Source organism: Oceanobacillus sp. AG, assembly GCF_009746545.1.
Lineage (GTDB): Bacteria > Bacillota > Bacilli > Bacillales > Amphibacillaceae > Oceanobacillus > Oceanobacillus indicireducens.
The window spans coordinates 88,790-104,403 of record NZ_WOWT01000013.1; the positions used below are offsets into that span (position 1 = coordinate 88,790).

Annotated in this window: 16 protein-coding genes, 1 pseudogene and 1 riboswitch; of the genes and pseudogenes, 11 read left to right on the top strand and 6 right to left on the bottom strand. The window is 39.6% G+C overall.

The window, feature by feature from the left end; translation table 11 throughout:
- Positions 1-302 precede the first annotated feature (302 nt).
- A complete protein-coding gene (locus GN217_RS08865; RefSeq protein ID WP_232334381.1) occupies positions 303-470 on the bottom strand; it encodes an aspartyl-phosphate phosphatase Spo0E family protein in 168 nt (55 codons plus the stop codon).
- 144 nt (positions 471-614) lie between these two features.
- Between GN217_RS08865 and lepB the strand changes: the two genes are divergently transcribed.
- The 4 genes from lepB (at position 615) to GN217_RS08885 (ending at position 4,450) form a co-directional block, all read left to right on the top strand.
- Entirely contained in the window at positions 615-1,145 is a 531-nt protein-coding gene (gene lepB / locus GN217_RS08870) for a signal peptidase I (RefSeq protein ID WP_156856324.1), read from the top strand.
- A gap of 750 nt (positions 1,146-1,895) precedes the next feature.
- Positions 1,896-3,047: a zinc ribbon domain-containing protein gene (locus tag GN217_RS08875; RefSeq protein ID WP_156856344.1), complete on the top strand. Its 1,152-nt coding sequence runs from the start codon at positions 1,896-1,898 to the stop codon at positions 3,045-3,047.
- A gap of 33 nt (positions 3,048-3,080) precedes the next feature.
- A complete protein-coding gene (locus GN217_RS08880) occupies positions 3,081-4,223 on the top strand; it encodes a S1C family serine protease (RefSeq protein ID WP_156856325.1) in 1,143 nt (380 codons plus the stop codon).
- 101 nt (positions 4,224-4,324) lie between these two features.
- Entirely contained in the window at positions 4,325-4,450 is a 126-nt protein-coding gene (locus GN217_RS08885) for a YjcZ family sporulation protein (protein WP_156856326.1), read from the top strand.
- 77 nt (positions 4,451-4,527) lie between these two features.
- On the opposite strand, the gene GN217_RS08890 is transcribed toward GN217_RS08885, so the two are convergent.
- Positions 4,528-5,892, bottom strand: coding sequence for a TrkH family potassium uptake protein (locus GN217_RS08890; RefSeq protein ID WP_156856327.1), 1,365 nt, complete (start codon positions 5,890-5,892; stop codon positions 4,528-4,530).
- Positions 5,893-5,920: 28 nt separating this feature from the next.
- Positions 5,921-6,331 carry a YwpF family protein gene (locus tag GN217_RS08895; RefSeq protein WP_156856328.1) on the bottom strand — a complete coding sequence of 137 codons (411 nt, stop codon included), beginning with the start codon at positions 6,329-6,331 and terminating at the stop codon, positions 5,921-5,923.
- A gap of 156 nt (positions 6,332-6,487) precedes the next feature.
- Here GN217_RS08895 and GN217_RS08900 point away from each other — a divergent pair, with 156 nt between their 5' ends.
- The 6 genes from GN217_RS08900 to spoVAE all read left to right on the top strand — a co-directional run bounded on the left by GN217_RS08900 (position 6,488) and on the right by spoVAE (position 10,450).
- Complete coding sequence (locus GN217_RS08900) at positions 6,488-7,225, top strand: hypothetical protein (RefSeq protein WP_156856329.1); 738 nt, start codon at positions 6,488-6,490, stop codon at positions 7,223-7,225.
- 24 nt (positions 7,226-7,249) lie between these two features.
- The gene (nfsA, locus tag GN217_RS08905; protein WP_156856330.1) at positions 7,250-7,990 is read left to right on the top strand and encodes an oxygen-insensitive NADPH nitroreductase; all 741 of its coding nucleotides are present in this window, start codon (positions 7,250-7,252) and stop codon (positions 7,988-7,990) included.
- A gap of 152 nt (positions 7,991-8,142) precedes the next feature.
- Positions 8,143-8,595 (top strand): YhcN/YlaJ family sporulation lipoprotein, encoded by a 453-nt coding sequence (locus tag GN217_RS08910; protein WP_156856331.1) that lies wholly within the window; start codon positions 8,143-8,145, stop codon positions 8,593-8,595.
- Between the two features lie 17 nt (positions 8,596-8,612).
- Complete coding sequence (gene spoVAC / locus GN217_RS08915; protein WP_156856332.1) at positions 8,613-9,086, top strand: stage V sporulation protein AC; 474 nt, start codon at positions 8,613-8,615, stop codon at positions 9,084-9,086.
- A gap of 1 nt (position 9,087) precedes the next feature.
- Positions 9,088-10,092 carry a stage V sporulation protein AD gene (spoVAD, locus tag GN217_RS08920; protein ID WP_156856333.1) on the top strand — a complete coding sequence of 335 codons (1,005 nt, stop codon included), beginning with the start codon at positions 9,088-9,090 and terminating at the stop codon, positions 10,090-10,092.
- Between the two features lie 7 nt (positions 10,093-10,099).
- Complete coding sequence (gene spoVAE / locus GN217_RS08925) at positions 10,100-10,450, top strand: stage V sporulation protein AE (protein WP_156856345.1); 351 nt, start codon at positions 10,100-10,102, stop codon at positions 10,448-10,450.
- Between the two features lie 177 nt (positions 10,451-10,627).
- On the opposite strand, the gene GN217_RS08930 is transcribed toward spoVAE, so the two are convergent.
- From GN217_RS08930 to GN217_RS08940, 3 genes are all read right to left on the bottom strand, one after another.
- The gene (locus GN217_RS08930) at positions 10,628-11,608 is read right to left on the bottom strand and encodes a zinc-binding dehydrogenase (protein ID WP_156856334.1); all 981 of its coding nucleotides are present in this window, start codon (positions 11,606-11,608) and stop codon (positions 10,628-10,630) included.
- Between the two features lie 240 nt (positions 11,609-11,848).
- Positions 11,849-12,427, bottom strand: coding sequence for an energy-coupled thiamine transporter ThiT (gene thiT / locus GN217_RS08935; RefSeq protein ID WP_156856335.1), 579 nt, complete (start codon positions 12,425-12,427; stop codon positions 11,849-11,851).
- A gap of 419 nt (positions 12,428-12,846) precedes the next feature.
- Positions 12,847-12,951, bottom strand: a riboswitch (TPP riboswitch).
- Between the two features lie 55 nt (positions 12,952-13,006).
- The gene (locus tag GN217_RS08940) at positions 13,007-14,785 is read right to left on the bottom strand and encodes a M3 family oligoendopeptidase (protein WP_156856336.1); all 1,779 of its coding nucleotides are present in this window, start codon (positions 14,783-14,785) and stop codon (positions 13,007-13,009) included.
- Positions 14,786-14,951: 166 nt separating this feature from the next.
- Between GN217_RS08940 and GN217_RS08945 the strand changes: the two are divergent.
- Positions 14,952-15,614, top strand: a pseudogene (locus GN217_RS08945) (DDE-type integrase/transposase/recombinase); the annotation flags it as partial.

The following is a 15,614-nucleotide window of genomic DNA, read 5'->3' on the forward strand; positions in this document are numbered from 1 at the left end:
AATTTTCAAACAAATTACTCTTTTACTTACAATATTCCCGCAATACTTCTCGAAATATGTAACCGTTTATTCATAAAGTGAAACTTCATTCAGTAGGGTTCCTTCCCCCCACTGAATGTTAGTTGAACAGAATCAGGTACTTACGGACTGTATATCCCCGCCTTCACATTTCGGGTTTCCCTCTTGTTTAGAGGTGGGGATATTACAGTCCGTTAATACGTGATAATTACAAAGTTTTCGCTCCGAATCATACTCCTGAATTATACTCTTCTATCACATTAGAAGATTTACTTCAAATTATTTTATTGTTTTGTTTTTATTTTAGGAGACGACACCTGTTTTACCCGTTCGTATTCATTCAATAACTGGTCCAACTCCTTACTGATCGTAATGCATTTTTCATGATTCAACCCATTTTCCTCCGCTGTCTGAATCATTTCTTTACGTAGAACTTCAATTTGTTTAAGCATATCCATAAGCGTATCCATTAAAATTATAGCACTCCTTTAAAACTGAATTGTAATTCATTAGTTGTTATGAAAAAAGTTCGTCCTTTACTGTCGATAATGCAAGGAAGTTATGCTACTATAAAAAGTGAATTAAAATAGAAAAGGATGGTAGCATTGGCTACAAAACGAAAATCCGAGTGGTTTGAATGGCTAAAAGCCATTGCAACCGCTGTTATTATTGCCCTTTTGATCCAAAACTTCGTATTTGCCACATCGATCGTTGAAGGTGATAGCATGGAACCGACACTCGAAAATGGCGAAAGACTCATCTTTAATAAAATGATTTATCTCCTTAATGAGCCTAAGCGCGGAGATATTATCATCATTCAACAAACAGATAAAAATTATGTCAAGCGAATTATTGCTCTTCCTGGTGAAACAGTTGAAATCAGAAATAGTGAATTATATATTGACGGAGAAAGATACATCGAAACATTTCTGAGCGAAGAAATTAGCAGCAAAACTGGAGAATTCGGCCCGATAGATGTTCCTCAGGATAGTTATTTTGTGATGGGAGATAACCGTGCGATTAGTAAAGACAGCCGTAACGGCCTTGGATTTATTCAGCGCGAGGAAATCATTGGAAGGTCAGAACTCATTATTTACCCAATTAGTGAATGGGGTCGAACAAAATAAAGTGAAACTTCATTCAGTAGGGGTTTCCTTTCCTCCCCCACTGAATGTTAGTTTAATAGAATCAGGGACCTACGGACTGTATATCCCCTACCTTCACATTTTGGGTTTCCCTCATGTTTAGAGGTGGAGATATTACAGGCCGTTAATGCGTGATAAAGTGAAACTTCATTCAGTGGGGAATTCCTTCCCCCCACTGAATGTTAGTTGAACAGAATCAGGTATTAACGGACTGTATATCCCCGCCTTGACATTTTGAGTTTCCCTTATGTTTAGATAAGGGGATATTACAGACCGTTAATACGTGATAAAAACAAAGACGCTAGTGCCCTTACATTATGTTTCGCGGGCGCCCGGGACTTCGATTACTTGTCTCACCGAAAAGCGTTATACTAGCAGATCAATAGCCCAAGCAGAGCCAATGCGGCTACAGTTAGAAACTCGTTATTCACAGCGTCTTTATTTTATAGTTTTCTGAAGCAACAAAGTAAACAGGGCAGTCGAGTGTGGCTGCCCTGTTCGAATCATTACTTTTCATTATCTAATAAACAGTAGCCCATGTTTAGGATAAGAATGCCGAAGAGAACAATTACATAAATTGTTTCCATTCATATGCACCCCTTTCATAATTTATCATTTATTTCATTCAAAATTAAAGCTATGTATCTCATCATCCCTCTTATCATATCAATTTTTTCCTTTTAAATAAAGTATTTATGATAAAATAATAAAGATTATTGGAGGTGGTAGACCATGTATTATTGCCCAAATTGCGGGATCAAAGTGAAAGAAGATGAGCATTTCTGTTTAAAATGCGGAAGACCGCTGCCGGATATAGAGGCAAGACTCGAACCCGCAAGATTCCAAAAATGGTGGATATTCCCGATCGCCATGTTGGTCATTGTTATAAGTAGTATTTTTATATCATCCCTCTACTTCAATCATCAATCTGCAAAAGCAATTGAATTATATACGGAAGCGCAAGAATCCCTGCAAGAGGGTGATTATGCACAGGCGAATCAACTTCTTCAGGATTCTCTGCGCCACCGGAAAGATTTCAACCAGGCTCAAGTAGCGTTGCAATACACAGCGGAAGCGATAAGCATTGGAGAACAATTGGAAAAAGCAGAGCAACTCCTGCAAACCGAAGATTATAATGAAGCACTCGACATTCTCCATCTAGCAGAAGATAAATTGAAGACATATCAAGGTCCTGTTGTCAGTGAATTGGTGGAAAAGATTGATCAAACGCACGCTTCTGTCCTTATGGAACAGTTAAAAGCGAAACTGGAAAAGAGTCCAAGCATGAATGAAATTCGGATGCTCATTTGGGAAGCAGAAGAAATAAATCATCCAGAAGCGAATGAAATTGTCATGCAATTACGGAATGAACTCATTGAGTATACTTTCTCAACAGCAAGTGAAGCATTGAATCATAAACAATTTAACGATGCCCTTTTAATTACAGAGGATGGATTAAAATACGCACCAGATTCCGAGAAGCTACAAAGTTTACTAGCAAATATTAATAAAGAAAAAAGTTCTTTTGAAACTGCAGCAAAGGAACGTTTGGAACAAGCAATGGATACCGTCTACCAGGAACATCAAATGAATGAGAACGATGCGATTGAAGTTGTCTCTATAAAAGTGGAGAATGATGAAGATGGTAGAGTTATAGTTAATGGAGCAGTGAAGAGTAATGCCACCGTTCCTATCAATTCAATACTTGTTGATTACGCCCTTTCGCGGAATGGGGAGGAAATTTTAACGAATGAAATATTCGTCTATCCAGACACACTCTACCCAACCGAACAAGGTAAATTTGAGTTTACTCATTTTGATTTAAAAGACAAGTCCAGTGAATTGGAAGCAGAAATAAAAAGAATTACATGGTATACCGACTGATCAATCGGATACTGATATCTGAGGTGAAGCTTCATGAAACAAAGACGATACCCCGCTATTCTCATAAGTATTGTCATTCTGTTAATTGGCATGTTTATTCTGTTCAAGATGTATTCCGACTGGAAAAATACGGAGCTTACTGTCAATCAACCGTTTGTCAACCACATTGCCGAAAATAGCAAGAATCTAGATTTGAAATCAATTATACACGAAGCGGAAAAAAGCGTGATCCAAATTGAAGGGCATAATGAATACAGTACAATTACCGGGTCCGGATTTTTATATAACAATAAAGGTGACATCATTACAAATGCCCACGTCATTCAAGATGCGGATGCAATCTACGTCCGTACATCAAATGCAAGATTTTATCCTGCCGCTGTTGTTGGAATGAGTGATGATACAGACATTGCAGTCATTCGTGTACCGCAACTCGCCAATCGCGAACATCTTTCCCTCTCTAATGATTTAGCGGAGATCGGGGATGAGGTCATTGCTCTTGGCAGTCCACATGGCTTCCAGAATACTGTTACACTAGGAATTATTTCAGGTACGGAGCGAGACTTGGATGTTGATGGATTTCATTATGCCAATGCCTATCAAATTTCCGCACCGATCACCCATGGTAATAGTGGCGGTCCTCTCATTAAAAGAGAAACTGGTGAAATCATTGGTATTAATTCTGTTGGGATGGACGATGGGATGTTCGGATTCAGTATCCCGATAAACGAAGTAATTGACATCGTAAAAGAATGGTCCAATGAGGCTGTTAATGAAGATTTAAAATTTGCCAGTATCACAGATATTGTAAATAACATAAATATGGAACAAGGTGTACAGGATGCTAATTACCTAATTGAGTATTTCTGGGACAGTATCGGCATCCGTGATTATATCAGTGCCTACTCACTTCTTGGGAGCAGCCTGCAACAAAGCACTTCCTATGCAGATTTTAGGAACCAATATATTCATATTATTGATTTAAGAATAACGGATCCAGAAAGTGAAGTATTAGATAATAATCAAATTAAGACAACAATTGAAGTTGATGTCATTGAACGGGACAGCAATCAAGATAATGAAAAAGAGCAAACGACTTCTCATCAATTTGAATTTATCTTTGCTTATGAAAATGACCAATTGAAAATCATAAAAATAACAGATACAAGCGATTAATTGGTTTTGTTTGGTGCCTCCTTGTCCTTTTCTGTGCGAATGACTATACGTTTTAAGTTTTCCTGCATATAGTAACACTATAGATGTGGGAGGTGAAACATATGGGCTACGGATTTGGCGGTGGCTACGGATGTGGTGGCTACGGCTACGGTTATGGCGGCAACTTCGCTTTAATCGTAGTACTTTTTATTTTGCTAATCATCGTTGGAGCAGCATTTTTCTACTAAGACACGAATAATAGCTTGTGCATACCCCACCCAATGCACAAGCTATTTTTGTTTATCATTTTTAAACTTCCTTATCACTAACCGATAATGATCCTTTCTTTCGGGTAACGGACATTACTCTTCGTTACGCGTCGCCTAAAAATAAGCAAGAAAGTGATGATGCCGACTCTCCCGATAAACATGAGGAGCATCAGCAAAACTTTACTTACAATACCAAGGTCCGCAGTAATGCCCATCGAAAGTCCAACCGTACCAAATGCCGAAGTGACCTCAAATAAAATCTGCGTTAAAGAGAAATCCTCAACAACCGAAACGAGCAAGACTGAAACAAACATAATGAAAAATGCAACCAATGTAATTGTCACAGCTTTCCTCAAGTCTTCTTCGTGAATTTCTCTGTTAAAAATCCGCACCTGCTTCTTCCCGCTAATATACGTTAAGATAAATAACATCACAAGGGCAAAAGTGGTCGTTCGGATCCCCCCACCTGCACTACTCGGCGAGGCACCGACAAACATAAGAAATGACATAAAGAGCTGATTTGCATCTGTTAGCTGGCTAACGTCAAGTGTCGCAAGTCCGCCACTTCTCGTCGTCACAGATTGGAAAACCGCATAGAAGAGGGCTTCATGCCAGACAACTCCCTTGAAAAACCCATTATAGTCCAATACAAATATCCCGATGGCTCCAATGAGAATCAATGCGAAGAAAGTTGTAACTGTCACTTTAAAAAATAAAGAAAAGCGATACGTCCTATTTTTCTTCCTTTTGCCAAGCAAGAACTCTTTCCCTTCAATTAAAACAGGAAAACCTACCGCTCCAAAAATAATTAAGAACATGACCGCACTTTGAATAAAATAATCGCCACGAAGCGGGACCATTGATAAGCCTGTCAGATCAAAGCCTGCATTCGAAATAGCTGTAATCGTTGTAAAATAACCATGAAAGAAAGCTTCTGGTAACGATTCATAATATCTTAAATAATAAAAACCTAAAATAATAACAAAAAGCAGCTCAACAAACAAGAGTAGAATAATAATTTGCTTAATTAAACGAACGATTCCCTTAAAACTTGGCTGGTTCTGGTCCGTCATAATTAATCTTCTTTCGATTAAACCAATTTTTTTACCGATTAATAACCAGATTAACGTACTGATCGCCATCACGCCGACAGCTCCAAGGTGTAAAATAATCGTCAGAAAAATAATTCCGGTAGTGCTGAATGTATCAACAATTGAAATCGTGCTTAATCCCGTGACACTGAGCGCACTAACAGCTGTAAATAAAAGATCGATAAATGAAATAGATACATTTTCCTTATATGCTATAGGTAAAGCAAGAAGTGCAGTCGAAAAGATGACTGCAACGATATAAAAAAGCAACAGCAGTTGAACTGGGGTTAACCGATTCAACCAAATTAGTTTACCATCACGAATGTTCATTGCCGAGATACTCCTATGACTTTAATTTTCAAAGATATTCTTTAAACTTATTCAGCAAGTCTCCTCCTCTGTTCCCTTCCTTCATCAATTTCTGTAAAATTCCCTCTAACTTATTTGTCTTGTGGTCCACCATCGTACCGAGGAATAAAATGTTTATATTATCACCAATCTGATTGATACCAATGATGGACGTCATGAAAGTTGCCAATTCATTCAACTCTGTTGTAATTTTGACATGGATAATCAATTCTTTATAAGTTTCTTTTAATTCTGTGAAGTAATCCAAGAGATCACGCTTCGTATATGCTTCGATTAACCAGCGATTTTCTTTATCTTCCCGATTAATACTTAATCCGTCGATTAGCGGGATATGTACGGTTTGATATGTATCTGAATGGAATTCTACAATTTGCAGCTGTTTTAATTTAAACGTCTTCATCCTAATTTCCCCCTCCATTTCGTTATATTGAAGTGTATCAAAAATTTTACAAGATGGGAATAAAACTTAACAATTTTTTAAAATGCAAAGCAACTGCATGTTTATAAAAAGTAGTGTACAATTGGATAGTGAAAAAACTACTAGGGAGCGGTTACTATGCGAATGATTCTTCCTGTCGCGCTCATTGTAATTCTTTTATCAGCTTGTATTGAAAACGATACGATTTCTCCAATTCATAAAGCTGATTTAGATCTTGAACCGTTGACAACATCCGCTGCAACAGAATCTGAACCATTGGATCAAGAACCTGAAGATATAGAGGACTACGCAGAGTTTACAATTAATGAAGAAATCGTCTCCCTATCCATCCGTGATATTCCAATACTCCATCAGTTTCTAGAAACTCAGAAAAAACCACAGCAAGCACTTAAAGAAATGGAACTGGAGAAGTATATATTGGGGCTCGAAGAATTCTTTATATTGCGTTTCTCCTGCCATCATGACCAATGTTCTTATCTTCTCTTACATCCAGATCAACATAAGCCTGCATTTCTAGTGGCAGATATGGCAACATATGAAAGTCACACGTTCTCTCCAGATGCAACAAAAGTGGCTTTTCACTTTACCCGCCCGGGAAGTGGACATTTGACTCCTGGTCATATTGTTATATTCGATCTTCAAGATTGGACGACTGTCTCAATGGTAAGGGACAATGAAAAAACAGGCAGCCTCGGTTTTTCATGGCCGATCCTATCATTCGAGTGGATAGATAATTCATCGCTTGCAATTGATTTTCCCGTTTTGACCGAACCGAGCGAAGAGGCTTGGGACGCTTGGAACGCATTAGAAGAACAACCTGCTATCACAACAACTTATAATCTAACAATCGAATAATTTTAATATAAAGGAGAGCAACCAATGAACGAAACAATTAAATTACTCCACAATCACCGCTCTATTCGAAAATTCACACCAGAGAAATTGACGAAGGATGAAGTAAAAACAATCGTAGAAGCTGGGCAACGGGCCTCGACTTCAAGTAATGTTATGGCCTATTCCATTATTGGCGTAACAGATGAAAGCATAAAAAAAGAATTAAGAAAAGTCTCTGGGCAACCCTACGTAGAGAAGAATGGCTACTTATTTGTTATCTGTGCCGATTTAAGCCGGATTGCTAATCTGGATTCGAACGGGGTACAAGGAAATGTTAAGCAGAATCTGGAAAGTACGGAACAATTCATCGTCGCGACTGTAGATGGTGCGTTAGTGACGCAAAATATGGTTATCGCCGCGGAATCTCTCGGGTTTGGCGCATGCTTTCTTGGAAGCTTACGGAACGATATCAACCGGGTTGACGAGCTTCTGAAGCTCCCGGCATATGTTATCCCGCTATTCGGTCTAGCTGTTGGCCATCCAGATCATGAGCCCGACATTAAGCCTCGCCTGCCATTCGAAGCAATATTCCATGAAAATACATATGATCAAGCAAAACATACGCATATAGAAGATTATGATCGAATCCTGTCAGATTATTACCAGCAGCGTGATTCAAATCTTAAAGATGATAACTGGTCGAAGCAAATGCTCCGAAAATATAACGTACCTACCCGTATGGATGTCGCAGCATACGTACAAAGCAAAAATATGAATAGACATTAAACATCAGGTTAACCTTGCCTGATGTTTTTTTCTTCTTCCCCAGCTTCTCCTAAATAATAGGAAGTAAATTCCAAGTATATTTCCGAGCGATTTCCCAATGCTAAAAACTGTAAGTTCAAGAACATAAGACCTTGTAGAAAGGTGTGATTCCAATGAAACCTAATGTATTTGCAGTTCCCTTCCTTCTCTTCCTTATATTGAGCGCTTGCGCAACGAATGACACTGGACAATCAGCAAGTGAAACAAACTCCTCCATCCTGCGCACTTCGACCAATTTTAAACAAGAAACAAGTAACCATGCAAAAGAACTTATTGAACAAGAGCATGATGTCAACGAAGTGATTGCAATCAATAATGACAAAGTGATTATGGTTGCCGTCAATCCAAAACATCATGACCGTTTGCAATTAAAAGACTTGAAGAAGGATCTGAAAAACACGGTTGAAACTACATTCAATAAACATGAAGTTGAACTATCAACAGATCAGAAAATCTTTCTCGAATTAAAGAAACTGGAACAACGGTTAAATAGTGGGGATTTATCCAAAGCTGAATTAAATAAAGAGTTAGAAAGAATCCGCAAGCTTTCTAAAGAACAGACGTAAGGAATGAGGTGTTTTACATGACAGAGCAAAAAAATGAGCAAAAGAAGGCTAAACAATATCAATCCTTTGAGGAAAAACGAGAGACGAAGCGACCAATTTTACTTAACTGTGTAAAAGCCTTCCTTATCGGTGGCCTTATTTGTTTAATCGGACAAATAATCACTACCTTTTATATTTATTATTTCGACTTTACCGAACAAACAGCAGGCAATCCAACGACTGCAACGCTCATTTTCATCACGATGATTCTGACAGGTTTTGGCCTCTATGATCGCCTAGGTCAATTCGCTGGTGCCGGTTCTGCAGTTCCCGTTACGGGGTTCGGTAATGCAGTTATTTCTGCAGCGATGGAGCACCGTACAGAAGGTTTTATTATCGGGGTAGGGACAAATATGTTTAAACTTGCTGGTCCCGTCATTGTATACGGTGTATTTGCCGCATTTATTATTGCATTAATCAAAACGATTTTCCTGCAATTGGGAGGCTTATAATATGTTACTTGGAAAGCAGACATGGGAATTTAAAAATCGGCCGGTCATTCTCGCTACCGGTATAACAGGAGGACCATTTGAAGCAGATGGCCCTCTCCGCAGTGATTTCGACCATTTATTTGATGATGGCTGGCTTGAAGAAGAGACTTTTGAGAAAGCACAGCAGCGTTTAATGGAAGTAGCAGTTACACTTGCATTAAAGAAAAGTCCGATTGAAAAAGAGCAGGTAAATTTCTTTATAAGTGGAGATTTAATCAATCAAATTACTCCTACAACATTTAGTGCCAAGTCATTGGCGATGCCTTATCTCGGCTTATTCAGTGCTTGTGCTACCTCTACAGAAGGGCTCGCATTATCCGCTGCTTTACTTGATGGCGGATTTGCCGACTTTATCGTAAGTGGCTCTGCTAGTCACCATGCCGCAGCGGAAAAACAGTTCCGCTATCCGAATGATTACGGCAGTCAAAAACCCCCGACTGCACAATGGACAGTTACCGGAGCGGGTTGTGCCGTTCTCAGTAAGCAAGGGAATGGCCCAACTGTGACCTCTGCAACAATTGGGAAAGTTGTTGACATGGGAATCACGGATCCTTTCAATATGGGAGGGGCAATGGCCCCTGCTGCAGTGGAAACGATTCAAACACATTTTAAGGAAAGAAACGTAGATGAAACCTATTATGACCTGATTATAACCGGGGATCTCGGTAAAATTGGAAGAAATACTTCTTTTGATTTATTAAAGCAACAAGGCATTCAACTAGAAGATAAGCAATACGTGGACTGTGGCATGACGATTTACGGTCCCGATCAACCTGTTCAAGCAGGTGCAAGCGGCACAGCCTGTTCAGCAATTGTCATGTACGGGCATTTTCTGAAACGGATGATGCAAGGGGAGTTTAAACGGATGTTACTCGTAGCTACCGGCTCTTTGCACTCCCCGTTAAGCGTTCAACAAAAGGATTCGATTCCTGCTATTGCACATGCAGTCTCAATTGAAATGGAGTGACTTGTTCATGATATTTTTCTGGGCATTTGTTATTGGTGGTCTTATTTGTGTTATAGGACAGATTATGTTTGATGTATTCAAGCTCAGTCCTGCTCACACATTAACAACTCTCGTAATTTTAGGCGCTATTCTTGACGGACTCGGTTTATATGAACCGTTAATTGATTTCGCTGGAGCAGGTGCGACTGTTCCGATTACAAGTTTTGGGAACTCTTTAGTCCATGGAGCCATGGCTGAAGCCGAGAAACACGGGCTGATTGGCGTTGTTACAGGGATGTTTGAAGTGACGAGTGCCGGTATTTCAGCAGCAATTATTTTTGGAGTTCTCGGTGCTATTCTCTTTAAGCCGAAAGCTTAGCGATCTGTAACAAACAACATGAAGAAAACAAATGCAACATTCTAGCGGGGTTGTGGATGGGAACACATTTCTAGCTGAAATTGACAGCGAAAAAGAGTACCTCTGCTTAATTACGTTACAGACCGTGGTTTTAAGTTCCGATAAAAAATAGGACCGGGAAATTTACCGGTCCTATTTTTACTCGATTAATAAAGCAATATTACCAAACTGGCTGTTCACTTCCAGATGATTGAACGCTTCTTGGGCATCATCCAGTTCAAAGGTTTTATCCATAATCGGTCTTATTTCATGCTTTTCCATATGGGCTAATACCTGTTGCAACTCTTCACGACTTCCCATCGTGGAGCCGAACAATTGATACTGACCATAGAAAAAGGCCCGTAAATTAAGGTCAATTTCATCCCCAGCTGTAGCTCCGTAAATAACAATTCTTCCGCCTTGCTTCAATACGTCCAACGAACGATTAAACGTCGCTGCACCTACACTGTCGATCACAAGATCAATCTGCTCGTTCTCCAATTCCTTTTCCCAATCACTTTCCGTTGAAATGGCAAGATCTGCTCCGATCTTCTGGGCCTGCTTCAACTTTTCATCACTTCTTGAAGAAACAATCACCCGTGCACCGATGCTTTTTGCAAATTGGATGATATACGTGTTCACCCCACTACTTGCTCCAGGAATAAATACGGTCTCCCCCGCTTTAATATTCCCTTTAGTCACTAACGCACGGTAACCTGTCAATGCAGCAAGAGCGAGCACACCGGCTTCTTCCCATGTTAAGTAATTTGGCTTCATTTCTACTTGTTCTTCATTGATAACAATTTTTTCGGCAAAAGTTCCGTGATCAGGCATGCCGAGGATGTCAAATCCTTTTGGTGGTGCGTCACTATTTTCGTGCCAGTTAAGTGATGGATTGATGATGACTTCATCCCCCACTTTAAAACGAGTGACATCTGCTCCAACTGATTCGACGATCCCCGCTCCATCCGAACCGAGGATTAAAGCTTCTTTATCGTTACCTCTCCGGTTCGGTATATAGAGATCTCTCCTATTCAGACCCGCTGTTTTTAGCTTTACGACAATTTCATTATTTCCTGGTTTCGGTTCTGGCATACTTTTTAGTTTTAATTCTCCATATTCTACAACAAATGCCTTCATTTCCACTTCCCCTTTCGTATATACTTTTATATCTATTCAGATAATTATCTTCTATTATCAGTGACTTTGGGCGAATTATCAACCAGAACGAATTGATTCTTTTTTATAATGTTGTGCTGAAAATCTGCGCCGGGGGAACTACGTATTCACTCTGAAACAGTTAACCTAAAAAAAATCTCTCCTTAATTTGGGAGAGATCATTATTTTTACAGTTGCAATGTGAGCGGATAGATTGCGGTTTTAGTTTGATGCTAGGTTGAGTAATGCGCGCGGCTGTTTATGGAATAGGAAAAATACAATCACTGCTGACAATACAAATGACGGGAACATGTACGATGAATTATAGATAATCGAATACACCCAAACGGATTGCCCCTCAATCGCTGCTGAACCGAAAAATACCGCCCCAGCAACGGTATGTGCAAGAAAACGCAACACAGAACCAAGCAGTACACCCGCCGTTATATACGTTAGGTACACTTTAGTCCGCCCGTCCCGTACCGCTTCTTGAACTTGTCTTGCGAACAGACCGGCAAAACCAATCACCGTAAAGGCAAGTGTATAATCAATGAACCCCTGAAGTGGCGTCAGAATATATGCGTTCCCCGTTGCAATCTGTAACATCCCCCAGAGGAAACCGGATACTAATCCACCTTTTAATCCCCAACGGAACGCTACTATAAATACCGGAATCATTGCAAAGGAGACCGAACCACCTTGCGCCCAGATTTTAAAAGATATTGGCAAAATATCTAAAAGTAACGCCAAAGCAGTGAAGATTGATACTTCAATTAAAAATAGTAGTTTATTAGACTTCATTCCTTATAACTCCCCTTTTTTTCACGTACTAACGGTCTGTAATACCCCCTCCTCCAAACATGAGGGAAACCCAAGATGTGAAGGTAGGGCTAAACAGTCCGTAAATACCTGATTCTGTTCAACTAACATTCAGTGGGGAGATAAGAATCCCCACTGAATGAAGTTTCACTCTATAAGCTATTTTAAATGGTGTTCAAAAAGGAGGATAAAAAAGACCGAGGTCGGCTAAGAGCGCAACGTCCTGTGCGGCGAAAGTTCCCCGCACCGGAATGTACGTAAATAGGTACATGAGGAGCGGAAAATCGAGCCAACGAGCTTTCTCTTTTTTTACCGGACTTTTCGAACAACCTTTTTAAATACAAAAAAAGCAATGCCAAGGGAAGGTTCCTGATGGGGAATCCGCTCACATTGCTTTTTATCCATCAAAAGACCATCATCCCTACGCTAGTACTAACTAACAGGTTCAAAGGGTCTGAGCAATCCTCGTTGCCCACTCTCAGCTATTAGCTCCCCCTGTTGGCTTTTTCTATGCTTTTTTCGTTAACCCTATTATAGCTAATGTACACTTATAAAACAAATTTACAGTTTAAGAAACGCTTCGACGTCCTTGATGCAAAGCTCGATTGCAGCTTCCCAGAAGTCCGGTTTTGTAAGATCGACTTGTAAATGTTTCATCGCAAGCTCTTCTACTGACATCCGTCCCGTATCTTCCAGTAATGCAATATAGTCATCTTCAAAGCTCTCTCCCTGCTCTTTTGCGCGGGCATAAATGCCAAGACTGAACAAATAACCAAATGTATAAGGGAAATTATAGAATGGTGTCCCTGTTATATGGAAATGAAGTTTCGACGCCCAGAAATAAGGATCATATTCATCGAGTGCATCTTGATAAGCTTCTTTCTGTGCTTCCACCATCAATTCATTCAATCTTGCCGGTGAGACAAAGCCTTTTTCTCTTTCTTTATAAAAATTTAATTCAAAGATAAACCGGGCATGAATATTCATAAAGAAAGCAACACTTCGATTAACTTTATCTTCAAGTAAAGCTTTCTTTTCTTCTGCTGTTTCTGCCTGTTCAACTGCTGCATCAGCGACAATCATTTCCGCAAAAGTTGAGGCCGTCTCCGCGACGTTCATTGCATAACGTTGATTAAGACCATGAACGTCATTCATCACATGCTGATGATAAGCATGACCAAGTTCATGGGCTAACGTGGCAACATTCGATGCTGTTCCAGAATACGTCATAAATATTCTCGTTTCCTTACTATCAGGAAAACTCGTACAGAAACCGCCAGGACGTTTTCCAGGCCGATCTTCCGCTTCAATCCAACGTTTTTCAAAAGCTTGCTCAGCAAAATCCGCCATCTTTGGGCTAAAAGAACGGAATTGATCAATAATAAATTTGGCGCCTTCTGTATAGCTCAATTTTTTAACTTGGTCGGTAATAGGTGCATCGACATCATAGAAGCTTAATTTATCTATATTCAATAGTTCTGCTTTCTTATTTAAATAAGCCACAAAAGGTTGTTTATTATTAGCTATCGCTGTCCACATCGCATCTAATGTTTCTTGCTTCATCCGATTGATACTTAGCGGTTCTTTTAGTACATTTTCCCATTTACGGTGCTTATACATTTGTAGTCTGAAACCTGATAAATGATTCAATGTTTGTGCAAATAGGGATGCTTGTTCTTTCCAAGCATCGTTTAACTGATCAAATACTTGCTTTCTAGTTGCTCGGTTGCTTGAAGTTAACAGATTGGAGGCCTGACCAATTGAATAGGACTCTATCTTTTCTTCCCCTTTAATTTCCACTGTCATATTCCCTACGATTGTATTATACATTTGATTCCATGCATGATAACCATCAACAGCAAGATCATTAATCAGCACTTCCTGTTCTACAGCAAGTAAATCCCGTGCTTTATTACGATATTCTGATAATACATACCCTATTTCTTGTAACGCTTCGTGCCGAATGATTGCTTGCCATTCCTCGTCCGGGACTTCCGCAAGTTTCTGCATGAAAGTTGTCAGCACGCCATTAAACGAAGCTGAAAGTGTGCCACTTTCAGCAACTAGTGTTTTAGCCCCTTCATCCGTTACATCTTGCGCACTTAAACAACTGACGAACGCTCCAGCCTCACGAAGTTTGAACATTGTCTTTTCCAATTCCATTATAAACTGGGTAAGCATCGTGGAAAATGTATCTGCCTCCACTTCCAATGTGGTGAATTGGTCTTCTAATTGTTTAATCTCCGTTCGAATCTGACCAAGATAATCTCTGAATTGCTGTGACGCACTTCCTCCTGGAAATAGTGAATCCAAATCCCAAGTTGGATTATATTCTTTCATTTCTCTTCCTCCTTCTTCTCCCCACGTATTGTCAAAAGTTTCTTAGTAAAAACCTGTGTTTTCATTGTTTTTATGCGTTTTAACACAAAAAAACTTGCCACCCCCTTAAAAATAGGTTATTTATGAGGTAACCACACACTCAAAATACCTAAAAGGATGTGACAAGTTGTTACCTCAACTTATATACTATTTGCTTGAATATATCAAGTATCAAGAAAAAATTATCGTTCTTCTCTTAGGGATGGTACTTGGTAAGTCTGTTGCTAAAGCCCAATTTGATGAACCTGTCAATAAGCCTTATCGTAAGTTCGAAGTCGATGACATGCCGATTATCGAAACCCTGGATAAACTAGATTATCGGGAACTGCTTAACGATTACCAGGCTGCACATGGTAAAGAGCTAAAGCCGGTTAAGCGTCGTAAAAACAGTGTGGTTACCGTACCAACGACGATGACATGCCCCAGATGTTCTGCACCCGCAGCCTATCTTTATGCCAACAACGGAGACAAAGGCCAATACCAATGTAAAGTGTGTGCGTGTCTGTTCAGTAAACAAAATCGCTACTTGAAAGAAGCTGTTCTCAAATGCCCCCATTGTTTGAAGAGCCTGGATAAGATTAAAGAACGTAAAGATTTTTATGTCTTTAAGTGCAGAAACAATCAATGTTCCTTCTATAAAAAGAAATTGAACCAAATGACCAAAGAAGAAAAGAAACGATTCAAAGAAGATCCACAGGCATTTAAAGTTCGATATATCTTTCGGGAGTTTCACTTCGATTTCAAACCGTTAGCCAAGGAAACTCCGGAGAAGCCTAAAGTAGACCTTTCG

What these genes read in the sequence shown, in the direction of transcription:
- GN217_RS08865 (WP_232334381.1), bottom strand. Translation starts at nt 470, where the DNA reads ATGCTTAAACAAATTGAAGTTCTACGTAAAGAAATGATTCAGACAGCG.
- lepB (WP_156856324.1), top strand. Translation starts at nt 615, where the DNA reads ATGGTAGCATTGGCTACAAAACGAAAATCCGAGTGGTTTGAATGGCTA.
- GN217_RS08875 (WP_156856344.1), top strand. Translation starts at nt 1,896, where the DNA reads ATGTATTATTGCCCAAATTGCGGGATCAAAGTGAAAGAAGATGAGCAT.
- GN217_RS08880 (WP_156856325.1), top strand. Translation starts at nt 3,081, where the DNA reads ATGAAACAAAGACGATACCCCGCTATTCTCATAAGTATTGTCATTCTG.
- GN217_RS08885 (WP_156856326.1), top strand. Translation starts at nt 4,325, where the DNA reads ATGGGCTACGGATTTGGCGGTGGCTACGGATGTGGTGGCTACGGCTAC.
- GN217_RS08890 (WP_156856327.1), bottom strand. Translation starts at nt 5,892, where the DNA reads ATGAACATTCGTGATGGTAAACTAATTTGGTTGAATCGGTTAACCCCA.
- GN217_RS08895 (WP_156856328.1), bottom strand. Translation starts at nt 6,331, where the DNA reads ATGAAGACGTTTAAATTAAAACAGCTGCAAATTGTAGAATTCCATTCA.
- GN217_RS08900 (WP_156856329.1), top strand. Translation starts at nt 6,488, where the DNA reads ATGCGAATGATTCTTCCTGTCGCGCTCATTGTAATTCTTTTATCAGCT.
- nfsA (WP_156856330.1), top strand. Translation starts at nt 7,250, where the DNA reads ATGAACGAAACAATTAAATTACTCCACAATCACCGCTCTATTCGAAAA.
- GN217_RS08910 (WP_156856331.1), top strand. Translation starts at nt 8,143, where the DNA reads ATGAAACCTAATGTATTTGCAGTTCCCTTCCTTCTCTTCCTTATATTG.
- spoVAC (WP_156856332.1), top strand. Translation starts at nt 8,613, where the DNA reads ATGACAGAGCAAAAAAATGAGCAAAAGAAGGCTAAACAATATCAATCC.
- spoVAD (WP_156856333.1), top strand. Translation starts at nt 9,088, where the DNA reads ATGTTACTTGGAAAGCAGACATGGGAATTTAAAAATCGGCCGGTCATT.
- spoVAE (WP_156856345.1), top strand. Translation starts at nt 10,100, where the DNA reads ATGATATTTTTCTGGGCATTTGTTATTGGTGGTCTTATTTGTGTTATA.
- GN217_RS08930 (WP_156856334.1), bottom strand. Translation starts at nt 11,608, where the DNA reads ATGAAGGCATTTGTTGTAGAATATGGAGAATTAAAACTAAAAAGTATG.
- thiT (WP_156856335.1), bottom strand. Translation starts at nt 12,427, where the DNA reads ATGAAGTCTAATAAACTACTATTTTTAATTGAAGTATCAATCTTCACT.
- GN217_RS08940 (WP_156856336.1), bottom strand. Translation starts at nt 14,785, where the DNA reads ATGAAAGAATATAATCCAACTTGGGATTTGGATTCACTATTTCCAGGA.